19 protein-coding genes are annotated in these 19,306 nt (G+C 68.0%); 7 read left to right on the top strand and 12 right to left on the bottom strand.

What is annotated here, in order from left to right:
• Positions 1-4: 4 nt before the first annotated feature.
• Positions 5-1,795: an oligoendopeptidase F gene (gene pepF, locus ACOZ4O_RS09500; protein WP_424525070.1), complete on the bottom strand. Its 1,791-nt coding sequence runs from the start codon at positions 1,793-1,795 to the stop codon at positions 5-7.
• A 90-nt stretch (positions 1,796-1,885) separates the two neighbouring features.
• Between pepF and ACOZ4O_RS09495 the strand changes: the two genes are divergently transcribed.
• Entirely contained in the window at positions 1,886-3,202 is a 1,317-nt protein-coding gene (locus ACOZ4O_RS09495; RefSeq protein ID WP_424525069.1) for a M28 family peptidase, read from the top strand.
• Here the strand turns inward: ACOZ4O_RS09495 and truA are convergent.
• The 5 genes from truA to ACOZ4O_RS09470 all read right to left on the bottom strand — a co-directional run bounded on the left by truA (position 3,190) and on the right by ACOZ4O_RS09470 (position 7,115).
• Positions 3,190-3,975: a tRNA pseudouridine(38-40) synthase TruA gene (gene truA, locus ACOZ4O_RS09490; protein WP_424525068.1), complete on the bottom strand. Its 786-nt coding sequence runs from the start codon at positions 3,973-3,975 to the stop codon at positions 3,190-3,192. The two genes, ACOZ4O_RS09495 and truA, sit on opposite strands and share 13 nt — an antisense overlap.
• On the bottom strand, positions 3,976-5,271 hold the full coding sequence (hisS, locus tag ACOZ4O_RS09485; protein WP_424526162.1) for a histidine--tRNA ligase: 1,296 nt from the start codon (positions 5,269-5,271) through the stop codon (positions 3,976-3,978).
• A 63-nt stretch (positions 5,272-5,334) separates the two neighbouring features.
• On the bottom strand, positions 5,335-5,925 hold the full coding sequence (locus ACOZ4O_RS09480) for a DUF7411 family protein (protein WP_424525067.1): 591 nt from the start codon (positions 5,923-5,925) through the stop codon (positions 5,335-5,337).
• The gene (locus tag ACOZ4O_RS09475) at positions 5,926-6,282 is read right to left on the bottom strand and encodes a DNA-binding protein (RefSeq protein WP_424525066.1); all 357 of its coding nucleotides are present in this window, start codon (positions 6,280-6,282) and stop codon (positions 5,926-5,928) included.
• A 59-nt stretch (positions 6,283-6,341) separates the two neighbouring features.
• Entirely contained in the window at positions 6,342-7,115 is a 774-nt protein-coding gene (locus ACOZ4O_RS09470) for a hypothetical protein (RefSeq protein ID WP_424525065.1), read from the bottom strand.
• Positions 7,116-7,228: 113 nt separating this feature from the next.
• Here ACOZ4O_RS09470 and ACOZ4O_RS09465 point away from each other — a divergent pair, with 113 nt between their 5' ends.
• On the top strand, positions 7,229-7,786 hold the full coding sequence (locus ACOZ4O_RS09465) for a hypothetical protein (protein WP_424525064.1): 558 nt from the start codon (positions 7,229-7,231) through the stop codon (positions 7,784-7,786).
• 42 nt (positions 7,787-7,828) lie between these two features.
• On the opposite strand, the gene ACOZ4O_RS09460 is transcribed toward ACOZ4O_RS09465, so the two are convergent.
• Entirely contained in the window at positions 7,829-8,284 is a 456-nt protein-coding gene (locus tag ACOZ4O_RS09460; RefSeq protein WP_424525063.1) for a 30S ribosomal protein S19e, read from the bottom strand.
• A gap of 39 nt (positions 8,285-8,323) precedes the next feature.
• A complete protein-coding gene (locus ACOZ4O_RS09455) occupies positions 8,324-9,340 on the bottom strand; it encodes a lysylphosphatidylglycerol synthase transmembrane domain-containing protein (RefSeq protein WP_424525062.1) in 1,017 nt (338 codons plus the stop codon).
• An 89-nt stretch (positions 9,341-9,429) separates the two neighbouring features.
• Between ACOZ4O_RS09455 and thiL the strand changes: the two genes are divergently transcribed.
• The gene (gene thiL, locus ACOZ4O_RS09450) at positions 9,430-10,275 is read left to right on the top strand and encodes a thiamine-phosphate kinase (protein WP_424525061.1); all 846 of its coding nucleotides are present in this window, start codon (positions 9,430-9,432) and stop codon (positions 10,273-10,275) included.
• Here the strand turns inward: thiL and ACOZ4O_RS09445 are convergent.
• From ACOZ4O_RS09445 to ACOZ4O_RS09435, 3 genes are all read right to left on the bottom strand, one after another.
• Entirely contained in the window at positions 10,272-11,384 is a 1,113-nt protein-coding gene (locus ACOZ4O_RS09445) for a site-2 protease family protein (RefSeq protein ID WP_424525060.1), read from the bottom strand. The two genes, thiL and ACOZ4O_RS09445, sit on opposite strands and share 4 nt — an antisense overlap.
• Before the next feature lie 147 nt (positions 11,385-11,531).
• Positions 11,532-11,780 carry a DUF7123 family protein gene (locus tag ACOZ4O_RS09440; protein ID WP_424525059.1) on the bottom strand — a complete coding sequence of 83 codons (249 nt, stop codon included), beginning with the start codon at positions 11,778-11,780 and terminating at the stop codon, positions 11,532-11,534.
• A 213-nt stretch (positions 11,781-11,993) separates the two neighbouring features.
• Positions 11,994-12,770 (bottom strand): molybdopterin synthase, encoded by a 777-nt coding sequence (locus ACOZ4O_RS09435; protein WP_424525058.1) that lies wholly within the window; start codon positions 12,768-12,770, stop codon positions 11,994-11,996.
• A gap of 87 nt (positions 12,771-12,857) precedes the next feature.
• Here ACOZ4O_RS09435 and pyrH point away from each other — a divergent pair, with 87 nt between their 5' ends.
• Genes pyrH through ACOZ4O_RS09420 form a run of 3 tightly spaced genes read left to right on the top strand, consistent with a single transcriptional unit; the run spans position 12,858 to position 17,032 of the window.
• Positions 12,858-13,571 (top strand): UMP kinase, encoded by a 714-nt coding sequence (gene pyrH / locus ACOZ4O_RS09430; RefSeq protein ID WP_424525057.1) that lies wholly within the window; start codon positions 12,858-12,860, stop codon positions 13,569-13,571.
• Entirely contained in the window at positions 13,568-15,202 is a 1,635-nt protein-coding gene (gene lysS / locus ACOZ4O_RS09425; protein WP_424525056.1) for a lysine--tRNA ligase, read from the top strand. The genes pyrH and lysS overlap by 4 nt, the downstream gene beginning before the upstream one ends.
• Positions 15,203-15,241: 39 nt before the next feature.
• Positions 15,242-17,032: a site-2 protease family protein gene (locus ACOZ4O_RS09420; protein ID WP_424525055.1), complete on the top strand. Its 1,791-nt coding sequence runs from the start codon at positions 15,242-15,244 to the stop codon at positions 17,030-17,032.
• Here ACOZ4O_RS09420 and ACOZ4O_RS09415 read toward each other — a convergent pair.
• Positions 17,021-17,542: a PadR family transcriptional regulator gene (locus ACOZ4O_RS09415; protein WP_424525054.1), complete on the bottom strand. Its 522-nt coding sequence runs from the start codon at positions 17,540-17,542 to the stop codon at positions 17,021-17,023. The genes ACOZ4O_RS09420 and ACOZ4O_RS09415 overlap by 12 nt on opposite strands.
• Before the next feature lie 110 nt (positions 17,543-17,652).
• On the opposite strand from ACOZ4O_RS09415, the gene ACOZ4O_RS09410 reads away from it, so the two are divergent.
• Positions 17,653-19,143: a heme-binding protein gene (locus ACOZ4O_RS09410; protein ID WP_424525053.1), complete on the top strand. Its 1,491-nt coding sequence runs from the start codon at positions 17,653-17,655 to the stop codon at positions 19,141-19,143.
• Positions 19,144-19,306 lie beyond the last annotated feature (163 nt).

Below are 19,306 nucleotides of genomic sequence, written 5' to 3'. Positions count from 1 at the left end.
GTCGTTACACCAGGTCGTCCATCTCGTCCAGGTAGTCGCCGTACACCGAAATCGCGGACTCGATGGGGTCGGGCGACGTCATGTCGACGCCCGCGTGCTGGAGGGCGTCGAGCGGGTACTCGCTGTTCCCCATCGCGAGGAACTCGCGGTAGCGTCGCGCGGCGTCGTCGCCCTCGCCGAGGATGTCCTGGCTGAGCGCGACCGCCGCCGAGATGCCCGTGCTGTACTGGTAGACGTAGTAGTTGTAGTAGAAGTGCGGGATGCGCATCCACTCGCGGCGGATGTGGTCGTCGAGGTCGGCGGGCGCGTAGAACGACTCCTTCAGGTCGCCGTACACCTCGTCCATCCGGTCGGGCGTCAGGGCTTCGCCCTCCTCGGAGAGCGTGTGAATCTGGTGTTCGAAGTCCGCGAACAGCGTCTGGCGGTAGAGCGTGGAGCGGAAGCGTTCGAGGTACTCGCTGAGGACGTGCCGTCGGAACGCGTCGTCCTCGACGGTGTCGAGGAGGTGCTGGGTGAGCAGCGCCTCGTTCACGGTCGACGCGACTTCCGCGACGAAGATGTCGTAGTGCGAGTAGACGTACGGCTGCTCGTCGGCCGTGTACTGGCTGTGGAGCGAGTGCCCGAGTTCGTGGGCGAGCGTGTACATCGAGGAGATGTCGTCCTGATAGTTCATCAGGATGAACGGCTGGGTGTCGTACGTGCCGCCGGAGTACGCGCCGGAGCGCTTCCCGCGGTTCTCGTACACGTCAACCCAGCGGGAGTCGAGGCCGTCCGCGACCCGGTTCTGGTAGTCTTCGCCGAGCGGCGCGACCGCGTCCACCACGTGCTGCTTCGCCTCCTCGTACGTGATTTCGGGGCTCTCGGTGTCCGCGAGCGGCATGTAGAAGTCCCACGGCTTGAGTTCCTCGACGCCGAGCTGGCGCTGCTTGAGCTCCGCGTGATGGTGGAGTTTGTCGAGGTTGTCCTTCACCGTGTCGACGAGGTTGTCGTACACCGTGACGGGGACGTTCGTGTCGTCCAGCGCGGCCTCCCGCGCGGTGTCGTAGAACCGGGCCTGCGCGGTCTTCACGTCCGACTTCACGCTGTTCTTCAGCGTGGATCCGATGGTGTTCCGAACTGATTCGAGTTCCTCGAAGTAGGACTCGTGGACGGTCTGGCGGAACTCCCTATCCGAGTTCTTGAGGAGGCTGGTGAAGTTCCCCTGACTGATTTCGACGGCGTCCCCGCTCGGCTTCTCGACGGTGGGGAACGTCATGTCCGCGTTCGTCAGCATCGAGTAGATGTCGCCGGGCGCGCCCGTCACCTCGCCGAGTTCGGAGAGGAGTTCCTCGATTTCGGCGGAGCGCGTGTGCTCCTTCTGCCGGAGCACGTCGTCGAAGTAGTGCTCGTACTCGTCGAGGCCGTCGGTCTCCGCGACCATCGCGTCGATTTCGTCCTCGGTGAGGTCCTGAATCGCGGGCTCGATGAACGACGCCGCGCTCGACGCCTGCGAGACGAGACTGGACGCCCGCGCGGAGAGCGCCTGGTACTCCTGGTCGCGCGTGTCCTCGTCGGAACGCATTCGAGCATACGAGGACACCTTCGCGACCTCCCGCATGATTTCGTCGCGTAGTTCGAGCACTTCGAGGAGGGTGTCGCCGTCCTCGGTGGCGTGACTCTCGTAGTTCGAGAGGTCGTCGAGGCGGCCTTTCACCGTCTCGAACGCCTCCTCCCACGCCTCGTCCGTGGCGTAGATGCTCTCCAGGTCCCACTTGTACTCCTGCTCGATATCGCTTCGTTCGGGAACGCTACTCATGGTCGACATCTCCTCGCGAACGCCGTTAAGCGTTCGCAAACCGGAGCGACGGGGACAGTAGTTTTCGGGCGGGCGCGAAATACTCGAACTATGGTCGACTCACCGGACGCGTTCGGACGACTGTGGGCGGACGACTACCCCGGGGACTTCCTCCGGGACCTCGCGGAACTCGGCGACCGGATGAGCGGCCGGCCGGGTGAACGTCGGGCCGCCGAACTCGTCGCCGACGCCTTCCGGGACGCCGGTGCGCGCGAGGTCGCGGTGGAGCCGTTCGAGATGAACGCGTGGAAGCGCGGGAGCACCGAGTTCGGCGTCACGAATCCCGTGGAGCGGTCGTTCGAGGCGCTCGCGCTCCCGTACAGTCCGAGTGGAGACGTGCACGGCGACATCGTGGACGTGGGCCACGGCACGCCGGAAGAGATCGAGGCGGCGGACGTGGCGGGTAACGTGGTGGTGGCGTCGACGGAGACGCCGCCGGGGATGGACCGGCTGTATCATCGGATGGAGAAGTTCGGGCACGCGGTGGCGGCGGGCGCGAGCGCGTTCGTGTTCGCGAACCACAAGCAGGGCCAGTTGCCGCCGACGGGCGCGCTTCGGTTCGACCGGGAGGCCGCGGTCCCCGCGGTCGGCGTGTCCGCGGAGACCGGAACGTGGTTGCGAGAGTACGCGGACCGCGACGGCGAGGTGTCGCTCTCCGTCTCGGCCGACACCGTGCCCGGCGAGGGCCACAACGCGACCGGCGTGTTCGGCCCCGAGACCGACGAGGAGGTGGTGGTGCTCGCGCACCACGACGGCCACGACATCGCGGAGGCCGCGCTGGACAACGGCTGCGGCGTCGCAACCGTCGTCGCGATTGCGCGCATACTCGGGGACATCGACCTCGACACGCGGGTTCGCGTCGTCACGGTCGGCGGCGAAGAAGTCGGGTTGCTCGGCGCGAGCGCGCTCGCCGATACCATCGAGTCGGAGCGCATGCGGTCGGTCGTGAACGTCGACGGCGCGGGCCGCTACCGGACGCTGCGCGCGTTCACGCACGGCACGCCCGCGTTCGAGGGCGTGCTCGACTCGGTGTCTGACGCGGCGAGCCGCGAGGTCAGCGTCGATGACGCGCTGCATCCGTTCAGCGACCACTGGCCGTTCCTCAAGCGCGAGGTTCCGGCGGTGCAACTGCATTCGGTGACGCCGGAGCGCGGCCGCGGCTGGGGGCACACGCACGCCGACACGTGGGACAAGACGGACGCGCGGAACGTCCGCGAGCACGGGATGCTCGCCGCGCTCCTCGTCCGGGAACTCACCCGGAAGTCGGTGCCGCGGCCGGACGCGGACGCGCTCGCCGCCGACCTCGAATCGCGGGGGCTGCGTCCGGGGATGGAGGCCGCCGAAATCTGGCCCGCTCACTGGGAGTAGAGGGAGTCGGCGACGCGGGCGCGCGTGCGGCGCTCGACCGCGAGCGACTCGAAGACCTCGCGGCAGTTCGCGGCGGCGCGGTCGTCTACCTCGAAATCGAGGTCGTAGCCTACGTCTGCGAGCACGAGCGGGTGGGCGGGCGCGGCCGGCACGCCGAGCGGGCCGTCGAGCGGTTCCGGGGAGAGAACGCGTGAGAGGCGGTCGAACGACCCGCCCGTGGCGACATCGTGGAGTAGGGCGACGAGGCGGCGCACCAGACCGCGCGGGAACCCGCCGGCGCGCGCCGTGACGACGAGATACTCGTTCTCGCGTTCGAGCGAGAGCGAGACGTCGCGCTCGGTGTTCTTCGAGTCCGTGGTGAGGTTGTGGAAGTCGTGGACGCCGGAAAGCCGTCGAGCGGTCTCGCGGGCGCGGTCGTCGTCCACGTCGGGCGCGTGGAGGTGGTAGACGTACTCGCGGTACTGAGCGTGGTGGGTGGCGTGGAAGCCGTCGGGGGCGTCCGCGAACGCCCACGCCCGCACGGACTCGGAGAGTTCGGCGTTGAGCGCGCGCGGCGTCAGCCACTCGGGGCTCTCGAACCCGACCGTCTGCGCGCGAGCGGAGACGCCGGCGTCCGTCCGCCCCGCCGCCGCGTATCCCTCGGGTTTCTCGCCGGAGAACGCGTCGAGCGCGCGGAGCGCCGCGAACAGTTCGTCCTCCACGGTGTCGCCGTGCGGCTGGCGCTGAAACCCCCGATACTGGGTGCCGTCGTAGGCCAGCCGGAACGCGCGCATCTACGCGAAGTCGTCGTAGCGCGGACTCGAATAGTCGCCCGGGAAGTCCTCGACGGGGGCTTGCGTCTGGTCGCCCGACGTCATGTCCTTCACGGTGACGTTACCGTCCTTGAGGTCGCGCTCGCCGACGATGACGACGGTGTCGGCGTTCACCGCGTCGGCGTAGTTCATCTGCGCGCCGAACGACCGGTCAGACACGTCGGACTCGACGACGTTCCCGCGTTCGCGGAGGTCGCGGGCGACGCGCGCGGCCACGTCCCGGGTGTCGCCCACGGAGAGGACGTAGTAGTCGGTGCGGAGTTCCTCCTCGGGGTGGACGCCCGCGCGCTCCAGGAGGAGCGGGAGCGTGGAGTGCCCGGGCGCGAACCCGACCGCGGGCGTGGGCTGGCCGCCGACGGACTCGATGAGGTCGTCGTAGCGCCCGCCGCCGAACACGCTCCGGCTCACTTCGCCCGTGCTGTCGAAGCACTCGAAGACGACGCCCGTGTAGTAGTCGAGGCCGCGCGCGGTTTCGAGCGAGATGTCGCAGTACTCGCGCACGCCGAAGTCCTCGGCGGCGGCGAGGACGTTCCGGAGGTTCTCGACGGCGTCCGCCACGTCGTCGCCCGCGAACGCCACGAGTTCGTCCAGGTCGTCGGAGTCGAGGAGGTCGGCGAACTGCTCCGCCTCGCCCCGGGAGAGCCCCGCGGCTTCGAGGTGGTCGAAGAACTCCACCCGCGAAATCTTGTCCGACTTGTCCACCGCGCGGATGGCGGCCGTGGTGTCCACGTCGCCGCCGAACGCCGCGAGGAGGCCGGAGAGGATGTCGCGGTGGCTCACGCGGAACTCGAAGTCGTCGGGGGAGAGCCCGAGGCCCGTGAGCGCGTCCGCCGCGACCGCCAACACCTCCGCGTCCGCCGTCGGCTCCGACGACCCGAAGATGTCCACGTTCGTCTGCGCGAACTCCCGGTACCGCCCCTGCTGGGGTTCCTCGTACCGCCAGAACGAGCGCGTCGAGTACCACTTGATGGGCTTCGAGAGCTCCTGCTGTTTCGCGACGACCATCCGCGCGACGGTCGGCGTGAGTTCGGGCGTCATCGCCACGTCCCGCCCCCCGCGGTCGGTAAAGGAGTAGAGTTCCTCCTCGATTTCCTCGCCAGATTTGTCCACGTACATCTGCGTGCGCTCCAGCGCGGGCGTCCCGACCTCACGGAACCCGTAGCGGGCCGCCACGTCCTCGACGGTGTCCATGATTTCGCGGCGCGCCCGCATCTCCTGCGGATAGAAGTCCCTGAAGCCCTTCAAGCGGTCGTACATGTCCCGGGATTCGGCGCGCGCGCGCTTCAAACCATTGCCTTCACCGCACCGCTCCCGCCACCGCTACCGCACGTCCCGCACCCGGGTCTGGGTGTGCTCGGGGAACACGTCCGAGACGGACGCGTCCTCGAACTCCGTCCGGAGCAGTTCGCGCAGTTCGGACTCGTAGTCCGACTTCTCCAGAGTTTCGCTCGGCCCGGACTTCACGTCCAGCGACGCGGCGACCATGTCGTCGATTGCGCCGCGGCCGAACCCGGAGAGCGGGGAGAGGTAGTGCACGTCGTGGCGGTCTTCGAGGCTCTGCGCTTGCGCGCGCGACACCGTGGGGACGCGGTCGTCACGCCGGCTGCCGTCCGCCACCGCGTCCACGTCCAGGTCCGCGACCACCTCCAGGGCGTGTTCGTGGACTTTCTGAATGCCGTTCCGCGGGTAGCCGTCCGAAATCATTTGCTCGACCGCATCGAGCGCGACGTCGCGGTCGAGGTCCACGCGCTCGAAAGCGAACGGCGTGCGGTCGGCGGCCTCGCGGGCGTGCTGCCAGTCGTCCGTCACGCCGAACGACCCCGTCACCAAGGTCACGTCGTAGAAGCGTTCGAGAACCAGCGCTGCGAGCGTCGAGTCCTTCCCTCCGCTGTAGAGGAGCGCCAGCTCCATCTACCGGCGCGAGATGTTGAAGGACTGCTCGTCCGGCTTCAGCTCGCGGAGCAGGCTCTTCATCTGCTCCTCGTCGAGCTGGTCCTGAATCCGGCCGGACCGCCCGAGCGCGACGACCTGCTGTTCGACGCGTTCCGCGAGGTCGGGCTTGCTCATCCGCACCGAGTTCAGCCGGCGGCGCGCGCCGTCCGAGAGGTACTGGCGGAGCATCGCCTGCTTTTGCTGCTCGGCCTGCTGTTGAGCCTGCTGCTGGGCCTCCGGGTTCCCCTGACCGCCGCCGCCCTGCTGTTGTTCCTTGAGCTTCTCCATCTTCTGCTGTCGAAGCTCCTCCAAGCGTTCCTCGTCGTCCTGACTCATACTCGAACCTAATCGCCGAAGCATCAAAGAGCTTTGTGGACCCGCGAATCCCACTGGCGTCAGGTGCGGCGGAGGCGAGGGGAGAGGACGAACTCGGCCGCACCGTGGCCGTCGTCGAACTCGTAGTCGAGTTCGACCGGGAGGTCGTCGCCGAGCGCGAGTGACACCGGCGCGCCCGGGAGGACAGAGACGATTTCATCGAGGTAGGAGAGCGAGTAGATGGCGCTCGCCTCGCCGGGGTCGAACTCGTGGGCGTCCGCGGCGTCGTGCGCGAGGACGGCGGTGTCGGTGTCGCCGTCCGCGACCGAGCGGAAGCGCTCGTCGTCGAGTTCGAGGGTGACGTGGTCGGACACCATCTCGGACGCGTCGACGACCCGGGAGAGGAACCGCGAATCGAGGGTGAGGCCGCCGGCGTGCTCGAAGTCGAGTTTCTCGGGGTCCGGGGGCGCGCGGATGGCGTCGGGGTCGATGAGGGCGAGCGTGTAGTGGAGGTCTGCGTGTTCGACGTGGAGGAGTCCACGGGAGTCGTCGACGGTGAGAGAGACGAGGTCGTCGGGGTCGCCGAGTGCGAGCACGTCCGCGAGTCGGGCGAGGTTCACGCCGACGGTCGTTTCGCTGGCGTCGTACTGTTCGAATCCGGCGGTGTCGAGGCGGGCGCGGACGGATGCGACGGTCGCGGGGTCGGTCGCGGCGACGAGCAAGCCGTCAGAATCGAGGCGGAGGCGGCACTCGGAGACGAGGCTGCGAGCGGTGGCGACGACGGTGCGGAGCGCGTCGGCCCGGACGACCGCGCGAACGCTCGGGTCGGCGGGCGTGGTGGCTGCCTGGGACATACTCGAACGCTCGTCGGCGGGGAAGAAAAGATTTCTCCAGCCACAGAAAGGTCATAATCCTAAATCAGTTATTTATATACGTGTGTGTCGTATTTCGTAATCTGTAATGGATTATGTCTGAGTTAGAGCGACCGCGCGGACTGCTGTCCGCGGCCGACCGCGCGTACCTCCGTGGCGACGCCGAGCTGGGAAGCACGCAGGCGGAGCGGAACGCCCGCGGGAGAATCAGGGACCGCGTCGAGCACGCCCTCCTCGACTTCGAAGCGTTGCTCGACGGCTTGAGCGAGCGGGACCGCGAACTCGTGTTCGAGAAGCGGTTCGGGGAGCGCGACGGCGTCGAGGCGTTCGACGCGCTGGTGGCCGCGATGGCGTTCCTCTACGCCGGCGTCGAGGAAACGGACCTCGACTTCGACACCGTCCTCAGCGAGGGCGTCAACCTCGCAGAAGCCGAGAACGACCGCGCCGCCAGCGTCACGTTCGAACGCACCTACCACGCGCTCGACGCCGACACACTCCTCCGCAAACTCCGGGACGGCGAGTCGCTGTCGCTCACCGAACTCGCGTTCCTGCACGCGAGCGACGACGTGAGTAGAGACGAACTGACGCGGCACCTCGACGACGAGGACGACTTCGACGACGGCCGCATCCAGTCCAAAGTCACCGAGTTCTAGACCACGGGGAGAAACGAGAAACCGCGAGCGTCCGCAGGAAAATTACGCGTAGCGTTCGAGTTCGGGGCGGTCGAGCTGTTCGAGAACGTCGCCGGCGGTGTCGTCGAGGAGCGCGCGACCGTCGCCGCTGACGATGCGGCCGTCACTGCCCTGCTTCTGGACGAGACCTTCGTCTTCGAGCTGCTGGAGGATGGTGCGGATGACGTTCTTCGAGGCGTCAGCGGTCTTCGACGGGGCGACCTGGTAGCGGTTGGAGCCGTCGCGGGTGCCGCCGTACTCGGTGCTGAGGCGCTCGACGCCGACCGGGCCGTCGGTCGCGACCTTACGGAGGAGGCTGGCGGCGCGGCGCGCCCAGAAGTCCTCCTGCTCGGGGGGGAGTTCGCGGTCCGCGCCGGTCTTAGCGAATTCGGCCCAGTCGGGTTCGTCGAGTCGCTCGTCGAGTTCCGCGGCGAGCTCGTCGATGAGCTCGTCAGCGGGGGCGTCGTAGAGAGTTACCATGCCCGGTGTTTCTCGTCCGCGAAGTAAAACGCTTGCTTTCTACGCTCGGCTTTCGAGGAGGAAGGCGGCGACGCCGCCGATGGCGGTGGGTATCCAGTAGGTGGCGGCGCGGAAGACGAGCGCTGCGCTGGTGGCGGTGGCGGCGTCCATCGACGTGGTTGGGACGAGAAGGAGGACGATGGCGAACTCGACGCCGCCAGCGCCGCCGGGGAGCGGGGTGACGGACGCGATGGTGGCGACGGGAACGACGACGAAGACGATGGCGGCGGGGAACGCGACGGTCACCAGTCCCTGGAGCGTGAGGTAGAGCGCGAGACACATGACGAGCCAGCCGAGCGTGCTGTAGGCGAGGGCGAACGCGAGGTCGCGGCGGTTCGCGGCGACGCGGCCGATGGAACGGTAGAAGGAGGCGATGCGGTCGCGGAGGACGCCCGCGCCGGGCGCGCTGAACCCCGGGACGACGCGGGCAACGAGACCGAGGAGGGGGGCGAGCGTTGACGCGAGCGCGGCCTTGAGCGGGTTCCGGTACCGCCAGACGAGGTAGCCGGTGACCGGGATGGCGACCGCGAGCGCGACGACGGCGGCGGAGACGAGCTGAACGCGGTCAGCGACGGCGTACGTGAGCGTGTAGTAGGTGAGGCCGAGGATGGCGAGCACGAGGCTGGGGATGAAGTTGAGGGTGTCGACGCTCGCGATCGCCGCCAGTCCCTCCTCGTAGTCGCTGCCGGTGGCCCGGGAGATGAGGAGCGCGCTGAACGGTTCGCCGCCCGCCTGCCCGAACGGCGTGATGTTGTTGGCGAACGCGGCGGCGGCGTAGAGGAGGAAGGCGTCGAGCGCGCTCGCGGCGACGCCGATGCTGTCGAGGACGCGGCGGAGCGCGAGCCCCCACGCGGCGAGCCAGACGACGCCAAGTGCGACGATTCCGAGGAAGGCGGCGGGGTCGAGGAGGCGGAGCGCGGCGAGGATGTCGTCGACGCCGACGAACCACAGCAGGCCCGCGAGCACGGCGATCGCGCCGAGAAACCCGAGGACGATGCCGCGTTCGTCGAAGTCCATGGTTGCGAGCGAGACGTGGACGGGGGGTAAATCCTCCGACCGAGCGGCGACCCGCGGCGTTTTTCCCGGCCGGACGCGACCCCCGGGGTATGGACGAACGGGCGGCGCTGGCGCGCATCGCGGACCTCGTGCCGGCGGCGGGCGACGACGCCGCGGTTCTCGGGAGCACGGTCGTGACCATCGACATGCTCCACGAGCGAACGGACTTCCCGCCGGGGACGACGCGGTACACGCAGGGCTGGCGGGCGGTCGGCGCGTCCCTCTCGGACGTGGCGTCGATGGGGGCGGACGCGACCGGTGCGGTCGCGGTGTACGGCGCGCCAAATTTCGACCCGGACGCCCTCGAAGGGTTCGTGCGGGGCGCGCGGGACGTGTGCGAGCGCGTCGGCGCCGAGTACGTCGGCGGCGACCTCGACGACACGGACGAGTTCACCACCGCCACGACCGCTGTCGGCGACACCGACAGTCCGGTGTTTCGGTCGGGCGCAAACCCGGGCGATGTCGTGTGCGTGACCGGCGAACTCGGGCGGAGCGCCGCCGCGCTCGACGCCTTCGATACCGGCGACTGCGAGCGCGGAAACGAGCTGTTCCGGTTCACGCCCCGGGTCCGCGCGGGGATGGCGCTCGCGGAGCACGCGACGGCGATGATGGATTCGAGCGACGGCCTCGCGCGCTCGCTCCACCAGCTCGCGGAGGCGAGCGACTGCGGGTTCAGCGTCGACTCGACGGCGGTTCCGGTCGTCGATGACGTGGAATTCGAGCGCGCGCTGACGTTCGGCGAGGACTTCGAACTCGTCTGCACGCTCCCCCCTGGTGCGGTCGACGCGGTCGAGTCGATCGACCTGAACGTGTCGCTCTCCGTTCTCGGAGAAGTCACTGATAGCGGCGTGTTACTCGACGGCGACCCGCTGGCGGACGAGGGGTACACGCATTAGCCGATGGTGACGGGAACGGGGACGAAGCAGAGCGCGCCGAGCACGAACGTGAACGCGCCGACAGCGATGCGGTTCCGGTCGAGCGGCGTGTCGTCGAGGGGGACGGCGGACCCGCGGAAGACCATGTAGGCGGCGATGAACCCCCAGAGAACCCAGAGGAAGACGGCCTGACCGGCATCGGTGAGGACGTAGAGCGCGCCCGCGAGACCGAACAGCGCGAACGGAACGAGGGGGGCGACGCGTTCGTGCGCCGGCCCCAGCATCGCGCGGAGGATGTGCCCGCCGTCCAACTGGCCGACGGGAATGAGGTTGAGGACGGTGACGAACGCGCCGATCCAGGCGGCGACGACGAGCGGGTTCGCGACGACCGACGGGTCGTTCGGGTACTGGAGCGGCGCGTCGAGCAGCCAGGAGAGGCCGTGGAGGAGGAGCGGGTAGTGGAACTCGATGGTGAGGAGGTCGCTAGCGGGCGCGTTCAGGATGTAGTCGGGTACCTGGAGCGGCGGGAGCAGGAGGCCGATAGCGCCGACGACGGTAGTGGCGACGAGGCCGGCGAGCGGGCCGGCGACGCCGATGTCGAAGAGCGCGTCCCGGTCAGGTATCTGTCCCTTCATGCGGATGAGCGCGCCCATCGTCCCGAACAGGGTGGGGACGGGGATGAAGTAGGGGAGGCTCGCGTCCACGTCGTGGTACTTGGAGAGGACGTAGTGGCCGAGTTCGTGCGTGCCGAGCACGCCGAGCACGCCGAGCGTGAACGGGAGCGCTCGCAGGAGTTCGGGCGACAGCACGTCCTGCACGTAGTACCAGCCGGTGCCGGCGTACAGCGTGGAGAGTACGGTGAGCGCGAACAGGACGAGGTTCGTCGTCGGGAATCCCGGTTCGCGCTCGGGGGTGGCGACGAGGACGTACTCGCCCGTGCGTTCCTCGAGTTCCACGTCGTAGCCGGATTGGTCGAAGCGCGGCCACACCTCGCGCATGAGGGTCTGGTAGTCCGCGAGGGGCGCGCCGTAGTAGTGGAGGGTGTCGCCCTCGCGTCGGACCTCGTACACGCGGAACACGTCGCTGAACGCGTCCGGCGCGGGACCGGCGTCGGGCGGGTCGGCCGACATCACCAGCGCTTCGGCACGGACGCGGTTAAACTCCCGGAAGCGTGAAGCCGCCGCTGGGGACGGCGGGAAATGCGGCGATTAGAAACGAGTCGTCGGTCGATAGTGAGCGGGGCGAGACGCGGGGAGGACGGCAGGGGCCGTGTCGCGTTAGGCGTCAGCAGGGGCGACTCGCCACGTGGTCGCGCTCGTGTACGACCACTTCTCGATTTCGAGGTCGGAGACGGAGTCCTTCAGGTTCACCATCAGGGCGCCGATCTCCTTCGGGGAGAGCCCGACCTCGTCCGCGATGAACTTCCCCTTGAAGTAGAGCTCGCCGTCGCGAGCCTTCTCGCGCAGGTAGTTCGCGAGACGCGTTTCCTTGCTGTCGGCCGTGGAGGGTTCGGCAGTAGCGCTCATTTGTGATCGCCTCACTCACCCGTAGAACCCGACACATCATATAAAGGGGAGAACGTTGGGGTGTATTCGACACGTTTCACGCCGACACGACGTTTTACGAACACAGAAAGAACGTTTTACGGCGCTACGAGAACCCTCGAAACGTTTTATAGAGAGTTCTAATCGTTTCGTAGGGTTTGCTTACTGGGTGGGTTCGGGACGTGGTGAGTGCGCCTACGCGTCGCGTTCGTGCGTCCAGAACTCGTCCTCGACGGTGAGTTCCTTCTTGAAAATCGGGACTTCGTCCTTCAGTCGGTCGATGCCGTCCTCGACGGTTTCGAACGCCTCGCGGCGGTGGCCGGCGAGCACGACGACGAACACGATGTCTTCGCCGGCTTCGATGCGGCCGGTGCGGTGGTGGAGGCGGACCTCGTGGACGCCCTCGCGGCCTTCGAGTTCGTCGCGGATGCGGGCGAGGCGCTCGGCGGCGACGCCCTCGTACTTCTCGAACGTCAGCGACTCCGTCCGGTCGTCCTCGGGGTGTTCGCGCTCGCGGACGATACCGGTGAACGTGGCGATCGCGCCCGCGAACTCCGCGCTCGGCTCGCGAGTGACCTCGGTGACGAGCGATTGGAGTGACTCGTGTTCGTCGTGGTCGTCGAGCGCGCGGACGACCGCCGCGGTGTCGAGGTCGGCGGGCGTCGAAACGCGGACGAGCGCGGTTTCGGCGTCCGCGTCCCCGACAACGACGTGCGGGACGTTCACGTCCGCGAACCCGACGAGGACGGCATAGTCGTGGTCGCGGGCGAGGTCATCGAGCGCGCCCAGGAAGTCGCCGTTCGGCCGGGAAACGGTGGCGCCGTCGGGGCCGAGTTCGTAGCGGGTCCGCTCTCCGCCCGCGTCCGCGCTGCGTTCGAGGACTGCGACGCTACCGGGCAGATCCGCGGTGAGCCTGTCCGCGACCGCGTCCGCGGGGACGCCGGGACCCGTCGCGAGGCCGAGCACGTGCATACCCGAGTCGTAGCGTGCGCGTGGCTTGTGCCTGTCGCCGGGGAGTTGACAACCCTTAAGGCCGCATCGGGGTTATCCCCGGTAAGAATGCGAGTAGTCGTTTCTATCGGCGGGAGCGTGCTCGCTCCGGACCTCGCGCACGAGCGAATCCGAGCGCACGCCGCCGCCATCGAACGGTTGGTCGACGAGGGGTGTTCTGTCGGCGTGGTCGTGGGTGGCGGCGGTATCGCCCGCGAGTACATCGACACCGCCCGAAACCTGGGCGCGAACGAGATCGAACTGGACGACATCGGTATCTCCGTCACCCGACTGAACGCCCGTCTCCTCATCTCGGCGCTGGACGACGCGGCCCCGAGCCCCGCGGAGGACTACGAGACCGCGGGCGAGGCGATGCGGCGCGGCGACGTGGCCGTGATGGGCGGCGTCACCGCCGGACAGACGACGGACGCGGTCGGCGCGGCGCTCGCGGAGTACACGGACGCTGACCTCCTCGTGTACGCGACGAGCGTGCCCGGCGTGTTCAGCGCGGACCCGAACGAGGACAGTTCGGCGCAGCGCTTCGACTCCATGACCGCGAGCGAACTCGTGGACGTCATCGGGAACATCGAGATGAACGCGGGGTCGAGCGCGCCCGTCGACATCCTCGCGGCGAAGCTCATCGAACGCTCCCGGATGCGCGTCGTCGTGCTGGACGGCACGAACCCGGAGAACATCGTCGACGCCGTGCTGCGCGGCGAGCACGACGGCACCGACATCCGGCCCGACAGCGCGACCGAGACGCCCGCACTCTGGCAGGAATGAGCAGTCCACACGTCCTCAGCGACGCCGAGTACGTCTTCTGGGCGGACGAAATCGCGGACCGCATCGAGGCCCGCGACCCCGACGACCCCATCGTCATCAAGGGCGGAATCTCGCCGTCCGGCGTCCCCCACCTCGGGAACATGAACGAACTCGCGCGCGGCTACTTCGTCGCCGCGGTTCTCCGCGAGCGCGGCCACGAGGTCCGGCAGCTATTCACGTCGGACGACCGCGACCCGCTGCGGAAGCTCCCGCGGAAGCTCGCGGACCTCGACGGCGAAATCGTGGACCTCGGGGACGTGAACGCGGGCGCGCTCGGGAAGAACCTCGGCCATCCCTACACGGCGATTCCGGACCCGTTCGGGTGCTGTGACTCCTACGGCGCGCACTTCTCCAGCCTCATCGAGGACTCCGCAGAGCTCATGGGCATCCCGGTGGAGATGGTGTCGAACACCGACCTCTACGAGTCGGGCGACCTGGAGGACGCGACCCGGCACGTGCTCGCGAACGCCGACCTCGCGCGCGGGGTGCTCGGGAAGTACCAGGACAAGGTCGACGAGTCCTACGTCCCGTTCAATCCGATCTGCGAGAACTGCGGGAAGGTCACGGAGACCGTTCACGCCATCGACGCGGAGAACGGAACGGTCGAGTACGAGTGCACGGACCTCGACGCGGGCGACCGCACCATCGAGGGCTGCGGGCATCGCGGGACCGCGAGCCTGCGGGACGGAAAGCTCCCGTGGCGGTTCGAATGGCCGGCGCAGTGGCAGGTGCTGGGCGTGGACTTCGAGCCGTTCGGCAAGGACCACGCGGAGGGGTCGTGGCCGTCCGGCGTCGACATCGCGGAAACCGTCTTCGACGAGGAGCCACCGGTGCCAATGGTGTACGAGTGGTTCACGCTGAACGGCGAACCCTTCAGTTCCTCGGAGGGGAACGTCATCCTCGTGAGCGACGTGCTCGACCTCGTGGAGCGCGACGTGCTCCGGTACTTCTTCACGAAGGACCCGAAGAAGGCCCGGGACTTCAGCACGGAACGAATCGACCTGCTCGTGGACGAGTTCGACCGGTTCGAACGCATCTACTTCGGGGAGGTCGAGGACGCGAGCGAGGACGAACGCGAACTCGCGGACCGCGTGTATCCGCTCGTCGTGGACGAGGTGCGCGAGGACCGCATCCGCATCCCGTACACGTTCGCGGCCGTGCTCGGAATGACGGACGACCCCGAACTCAGGGAGGAAATCGCGCGACGCGAGGGCCATATTCCCGACGACGCGCCCGAGTGGGCGGTCGAGGAGGCGCTCGCGCGCGTCGACCTCGCGCGGGAGTGGGCCGAGCGCACGGACAACGAGTACAACTACCGCATCAACCGCGACAGCCTCCCGGCCGTCGACCTCGACGCGGAGACCGAAGCGGCGCTCGACGAACTCGCGGACTTCGTCGCCGACGGTCACGACGGCGAGGAGATACAGGGAGAAATCTACGAGACTGCGAAGCGTCACGACATCGACATCGGCGAGTTCTTCTCCGTCGGCTATCGGCTGTTCTTCGAGGAAGAGGAGGGTCCGAAGCTCGGGCAGTTCCTCGCCGCGCTCGACGAGGACTTCGTCGTCGCGCGCCTGCGCCGGGAGCGGTAACCCAAACCGCTTACCGTCCCGCGCCCGGAGGGTAGCGTGATGAACGAGTGGACGTGGGTGATCGCCGGCGTGCTCGCGTACTGGGTGGCCGTCGCGGTCGCCCGCAATCGCGGGCTCCTACCGGACTACGTGAACACGATGGGGCCGCTTCTGACGGTGCACACGAAGCGCGGGAAGCGACTGCTCGACCGGCTCGCCGCGCCGAAGCGCGCGTGGCGGGCGTGGGGTAACTTCGGACTCGGCGTCGCGCTCGTCGTGCTCGTCGCCGCGTTCGCCCTGCTCGCGACGACGGCGATAGCGCTCGTGCAGAACCCGCCGACGGCGGCGTCGCCGGTCGGGAATCCACGGAGCGCGCTCGTCGTCCCGGGCGTGAATCCGTTCCTCCCGGTGGCGGTCGCGCCCGAAATCGTGCTCGGGCTGTTCGTCGGGCTGGTGGTGCACGAGGGCGGTCACGGCGTGATGAGTCGCGTCGAAGGCATCGGCGTGGAATCGATGGGCGTCGTCCTGCTCGCGATACTCCCGATGGGCGCGTTCGTGGAACCGGACCAAGAGGACCAGCGCCTCGTCTCCCGCGGGAGCCGCGCGCGGATGTTCGCGGCGGGCGTGACGAACAACTTCCTCATCGCACTCATCGCCTTCGGGCTGTTGTTAGGTCCCGTCGCGGGCGCTATCTCGGTCGCACCGGGCGCGGCGGTCGGCGGCGTGACCGAGCAGTCGCCGGCCGCGCAGGCGGGAATCGAACCCGGCGACCGCATCGTCGCCGTCGGGAACGAGTCCATCGAGTCGAACGAGGAGTTCGAGGACGTGCTCGCGAACCAGACCGCGCACTCGGTGTCGATGACGCTCGCGAGCGGGGAGACGGTCACCGTGAACAGGTCGGTGCTGGTGACTGGCGTGCCGGCGGCCGGGAGCGCGCTCGCCGCCGCAACGCCGTTCAGCCCCGATAACGGTGTCTACACGGGGGACACCATCGTCGCCGTGAACGGCACGAGCGTCGAGACCGAAGCCGGGTTCCGCGACCGCGTGGCGAACGCGACAGTCGCGACCGTCACGACCGGAAGCGGGAACACGACGACCGGTCCCGTCGGCGCGCTCACGACGCTCGTGGGCGGGGAGCCGTTCGCGGACCAGACGGACCTCGCGGGCGGTGACGCCGTCGTCGTCACCCACCTCGACGGCGAGCGCGTCGTCACCTACGAGGGCGTGAGCGACGCGCTCGCCGACACCTCGGCCGGCGACAGCGTCACAGTCGAGTATTACGCTGACGGCGAACACCGGGAGGCGACCGTGACGCTCGGCGAGAACCCGAACAGCGACATCGGATTCCTCGGCGTGCAGGGGTCGCCCGGCTACTCCGGGATGACCGTGAGCGACGCCGGCATCGAACTCTACCCCGCCGGGTTCTATCTCGACGTGCTCGGCGGCGACCTCACCGGCGTGAGCCTCACGCAGTCCGCGATGTTCCTCGTGTTCCTGCCGTTCCTCTCCGTCGTCGGCCTCGGCGTCCCGTACAACTTCCCCGGGTTCGTTCCGGACAACGCCGCGTTCTACACGACCACGGGCGTTCTCGAACCGTTCGGCGGAACCGGGTTACTGCTCGCGAACGCCCTGTTCTGGATCGGGTGGGTGAACGTCAACCTCGGCTTTTTCAACTGCATTCCCGGGTATCCGCTCGACGGCGGCCACCTCCTCCGAACCGGCGCGGAGTCCGTGGTGTCGCGACTCCCCGTCGAGGACAAGCGGAGCGCGGTCAGGGCGGTGACGACGAGCGTCGGACTCGCGATGCTCGCCTGCCTCGTCCTGATGCTGTTCCCGAACCTACTCGTCTGAGACGCCCATCCGGTCGTTGAACTCCTCGGGCGTGTCCGTGATTCGCTCGAACGTCGTGTCGAAGTAGTGTTCGTGGTGGCGGACGACCTGTTCGACGATCCACGCCGAGAACTGTTCGCCGAACTGCCAGCCGTCCTCGGGGTTCTCCACGCCGAAGCGGTTGTCGATGCCGAGCACGGCGTACATGTGGTAGAACCCGAGGATGATATCGGCGAAGTCCTTCGCGGTGCCGCCGACCTCCTCGCGCTTCTCCGCGAGTTCCGCGCGGCCCTCGTCGGTGAGTTCGAAGTACTTCCGGTCGGGTTCGTCCTCGCGCTCGATGCGCTCGGCCCAGCCGTTCTCCTCGAACTTGTAGAGAATCGGATAGACGGAGCCGTAGGATGGCTCCCAGTGACCGCCGCTGAGTTCGGTTATCTCCTTGAGGAGTTCGTACCCGTACCGTGGCTGTTCCGCGAGGAGTTCGAGGACGAGGTACGAGACGAGTCCCTTCGGCGGTCCGCTCTTACGCATTCTCTCGTCGTTTTCCCGGGAATGAGGGAAAGGGTTTCGGTCGGGGCGATACGGGCGAGCGAGAGCGCGAACGCGAAAGTTGCTTGTCGGAGGTCGCCCAACTCCCGCGTATGGTTGACGCGCCCGAAACGGACGAGGGCTGGTTCGCGCTGCACGACTTCCGGACCGTGGACTGGGACGCGTGGCGGGACGCGCCCGAACGCGACCGGGAGGCCGCCATCGAGGACGCGGCGTCGTTCCAGACGCACCGGGAGGCGCTCGCGCGCAGCGACGCGGGCGACTCCGCGGTATTCAGCGTCACCGGGAGCAAGGCGGACCTCCTCTTCCTCCACTTCCGGGAGAGCCTGGACGAACTCGACCGCATCCAGCGGTCGTTCGAGCAGACCGAATTCGCCGCGTACACGGAGCGCGCGCACTCCTACGTCTCCGTGAGCGAGGTGTCGGGGTACGTGAGCGACGAGTACTTCACGAACCCCGAGGAGGTGGACGACGGCCTGAAGAACTACATTGAGGGGAAGCTCACGCCCGAGATTCCCGACGACACGTACGTCTCGTTCTACCCGATGAGCAAGCGCCGGCAGCCCGGACAGAACTGGTACGACCTCGACTTCGAGGAGCGCGCGGACCTCATGGCCGGCCACGGCGACGTCGGCCGCGAGTACGCCGGGAAGATCAAGCAAGTCATCGCGTCCTCGGTCGGCCTGGACGACTGGGAGTGGGGCGTGACGCTGTTCGGGGACGACCCGACGGACATCAAGGACATCGTGTACGAGATGCGCTTCGACGAGGCGTCCTCGAAGTACGGCGAGTTCGGCGACTTCTACGTCGGCCGACGGTTCCCGCCCGCGGACTTCGACGCGTTCCTCGCCGGCGAATCCGTTCCGACGCCCGAGGGCGACGACGCACACGGCCACGCGCACGGCAAGAGCGCGCACGGCGGTGACGGCCACCACGACCACGAGGGCGAGACCGCTCACCACGGAAGTGAGTCGAACAATGCCGGAGACGGCGACGGGGACGCGCTGCGTGAGGAACTCGCGGACCTCGACGTGTACGCCGGGAAGCCGCACGGCGAGGACGTGTACGCCGTCGGCCTCTACTCCGACGCCGACCTGGACGAACTCGAATCCGCGGTCGACGAACTCGCGGAGAGCTTCGACCACTACGACACCCACGTCCAAACCACCGTCTACGAACCCACGACCGAGGGTTCGGCCGCCGTCGTCTCCCTCTGGGACACCCAGAGCGCCGCCGACACCGCCGCCGGCTTCCTCAACGACCTCCCCGGTATCACCGACAAGGTCGCCGAATCCGACGACGGCTGGGGCACCATGGGCATGTTCTACACCGTCAAACCCGAACACAGAGACGACTTCGTGGAGAAGTTCGACGCCGTCGGCGACGCCCTCGCCGGTATCGACGGCCACCGCCAGACCCGCCTCCTCCAAGACACGAACGACGAAAACGCGTTCTTCATCGACTCCCGCTGGGACTCCCAGGAAGCCGCAACCGAGTTCTTCCGCAGCGACGCCTTCCGCGACACCGTCCAGTGGGGCCGCGACGTCCTCGCAGACCGACCCCGCCACGTATTTTTGGCGTGACTCACGCGCCGTAGGCGCGCTTTTTTGGTGCAGATTTTTTGGCCGAGCGGTGCGCCTCCGGCGCACCCGAGGCGAAAAAAGGTGCGTTGTGACGCCCTCGCAGACCGACCCCGCCACGTCTTCCTCGCGTAAATTTTTGCGAGCGGGGTTCGCGGAGCGAACC

Origin of the sequence: Salarchaeum japonicum, from assembly GCF_049705945.1 — an archaeon.
Classification (GTDB): domain Archaea; phylum Halobacteriota; class Halobacteria; order Halobacteriales; family Halobacteriaceae; genus Salarchaeum; species Salarchaeum japonicum_A.
Note: the sequence above shows the minus strand (reverse complement) of the source record. Positions and strands in the feature narration are given on the sequence as shown.

What these genes read in the sequence shown, in the direction of transcription:
- pepF (WP_424525070.1), bottom strand. Translation starts at nt 1,795, where the DNA reads ATGAGTAGCGTTCCCGAACGAAGCGATATCGAGCAGGAGTACAAGTGG.
- ACOZ4O_RS09495 (WP_424525069.1), top strand. Translation starts at nt 1,886, where the DNA reads ATGGTCGACTCACCGGACGCGTTCGGACGACTGTGGGCGGACGACTAC.
- truA (WP_424525068.1), bottom strand. Translation starts at nt 3,975, where the DNA reads ATGCGCGCGTTCCGGCTGGCCTACGACGGCACCCAGTATCGGGGGTTT.
- hisS (WP_424526162.1), bottom strand. Translation starts at nt 5,271, where the DNA reads ATGTACGACCGCTTGAAGGGCTTCAGGGACTTCTATCCGCAGGAGATG.
- ACOZ4O_RS09480 (WP_424525067.1), bottom strand. Translation starts at nt 5,925, where the DNA reads ATGGAGCTGGCGCTCCTCTACAGCGGAGGGAAGGACTCGACGCTCGCA.
- ACOZ4O_RS09475 (WP_424525066.1), bottom strand. Translation starts at nt 6,282, where the DNA reads ATGAGTCAGGACGACGAGGAACGCTTGGAGGAGCTTCGACAGCAGAAG.
- ACOZ4O_RS09470 (WP_424525065.1), bottom strand. Translation starts at nt 7,115, where the DNA reads ATGTCCCAGGCAGCCACCACGCCCGCCGACCCGAGCGTTCGCGCGGTC.
- ACOZ4O_RS09465 (WP_424525064.1), top strand. Translation starts at nt 7,229, where the DNA reads ATGTCTGAGTTAGAGCGACCGCGCGGACTGCTGTCCGCGGCCGACCGC.
- ACOZ4O_RS09460 (WP_424525063.1), bottom strand. Translation starts at nt 8,284, where the DNA reads ATGGTAACTCTCTACGACGCCCCCGCTGACGAGCTCATCGACGAGCTC.
- ACOZ4O_RS09455 (WP_424525062.1), bottom strand. Translation starts at nt 9,340, where the DNA reads ATGGACTTCGACGAACGCGGCATCGTCCTCGGGTTTCTCGGCGCGATC.
- thiL (WP_424525061.1), top strand. Translation starts at nt 9,430, where the DNA reads ATGGACGAACGGGCGGCGCTGGCGCGCATCGCGGACCTCGTGCCGGCG.
- ACOZ4O_RS09445 (WP_424525060.1), bottom strand. Translation starts at nt 11,384, where the DNA reads ATGTCGGCCGACCCGCCCGACGCCGGTCCCGCGCCGGACGCGTTCAGC.
- ACOZ4O_RS09440 (WP_424525059.1), bottom strand. Translation starts at nt 11,780, where the DNA reads ATGAGCGCTACTGCCGAACCCTCCACGGCCGACAGCAAGGAAACGCGT.
- ACOZ4O_RS09435 (WP_424525058.1), bottom strand. Translation starts at nt 12,770, where the DNA reads ATGCACGTGCTCGGCCTCGCGACGGGTCCCGGCGTCCCCGCGGACGCG.
- pyrH (WP_424525057.1), top strand. Translation starts at nt 12,858, where the DNA reads ATGCGAGTAGTCGTTTCTATCGGCGGGAGCGTGCTCGCTCCGGACCTC.
- lysS (WP_424525056.1), top strand. Translation starts at nt 13,568, where the DNA reads ATGAGCAGTCCACACGTCCTCAGCGACGCCGAGTACGTCTTCTGGGCG.
- ACOZ4O_RS09420 (WP_424525055.1), top strand. Translation starts at nt 15,242, where the DNA reads ATGAACGAGTGGACGTGGGTGATCGCCGGCGTGCTCGCGTACTGGGTG.
- ACOZ4O_RS09415 (WP_424525054.1), bottom strand. Translation starts at nt 17,542, where the DNA reads ATGCGTAAGAGCGGACCGCCGAAGGGACTCGTCTCGTACCTCGTCCTC.
- ACOZ4O_RS09410 (WP_424525053.1), top strand. Translation starts at nt 17,653, where the DNA reads ATGGTTGACGCGCCCGAAACGGACGAGGGCTGGTTCGCGCTGCACGAC.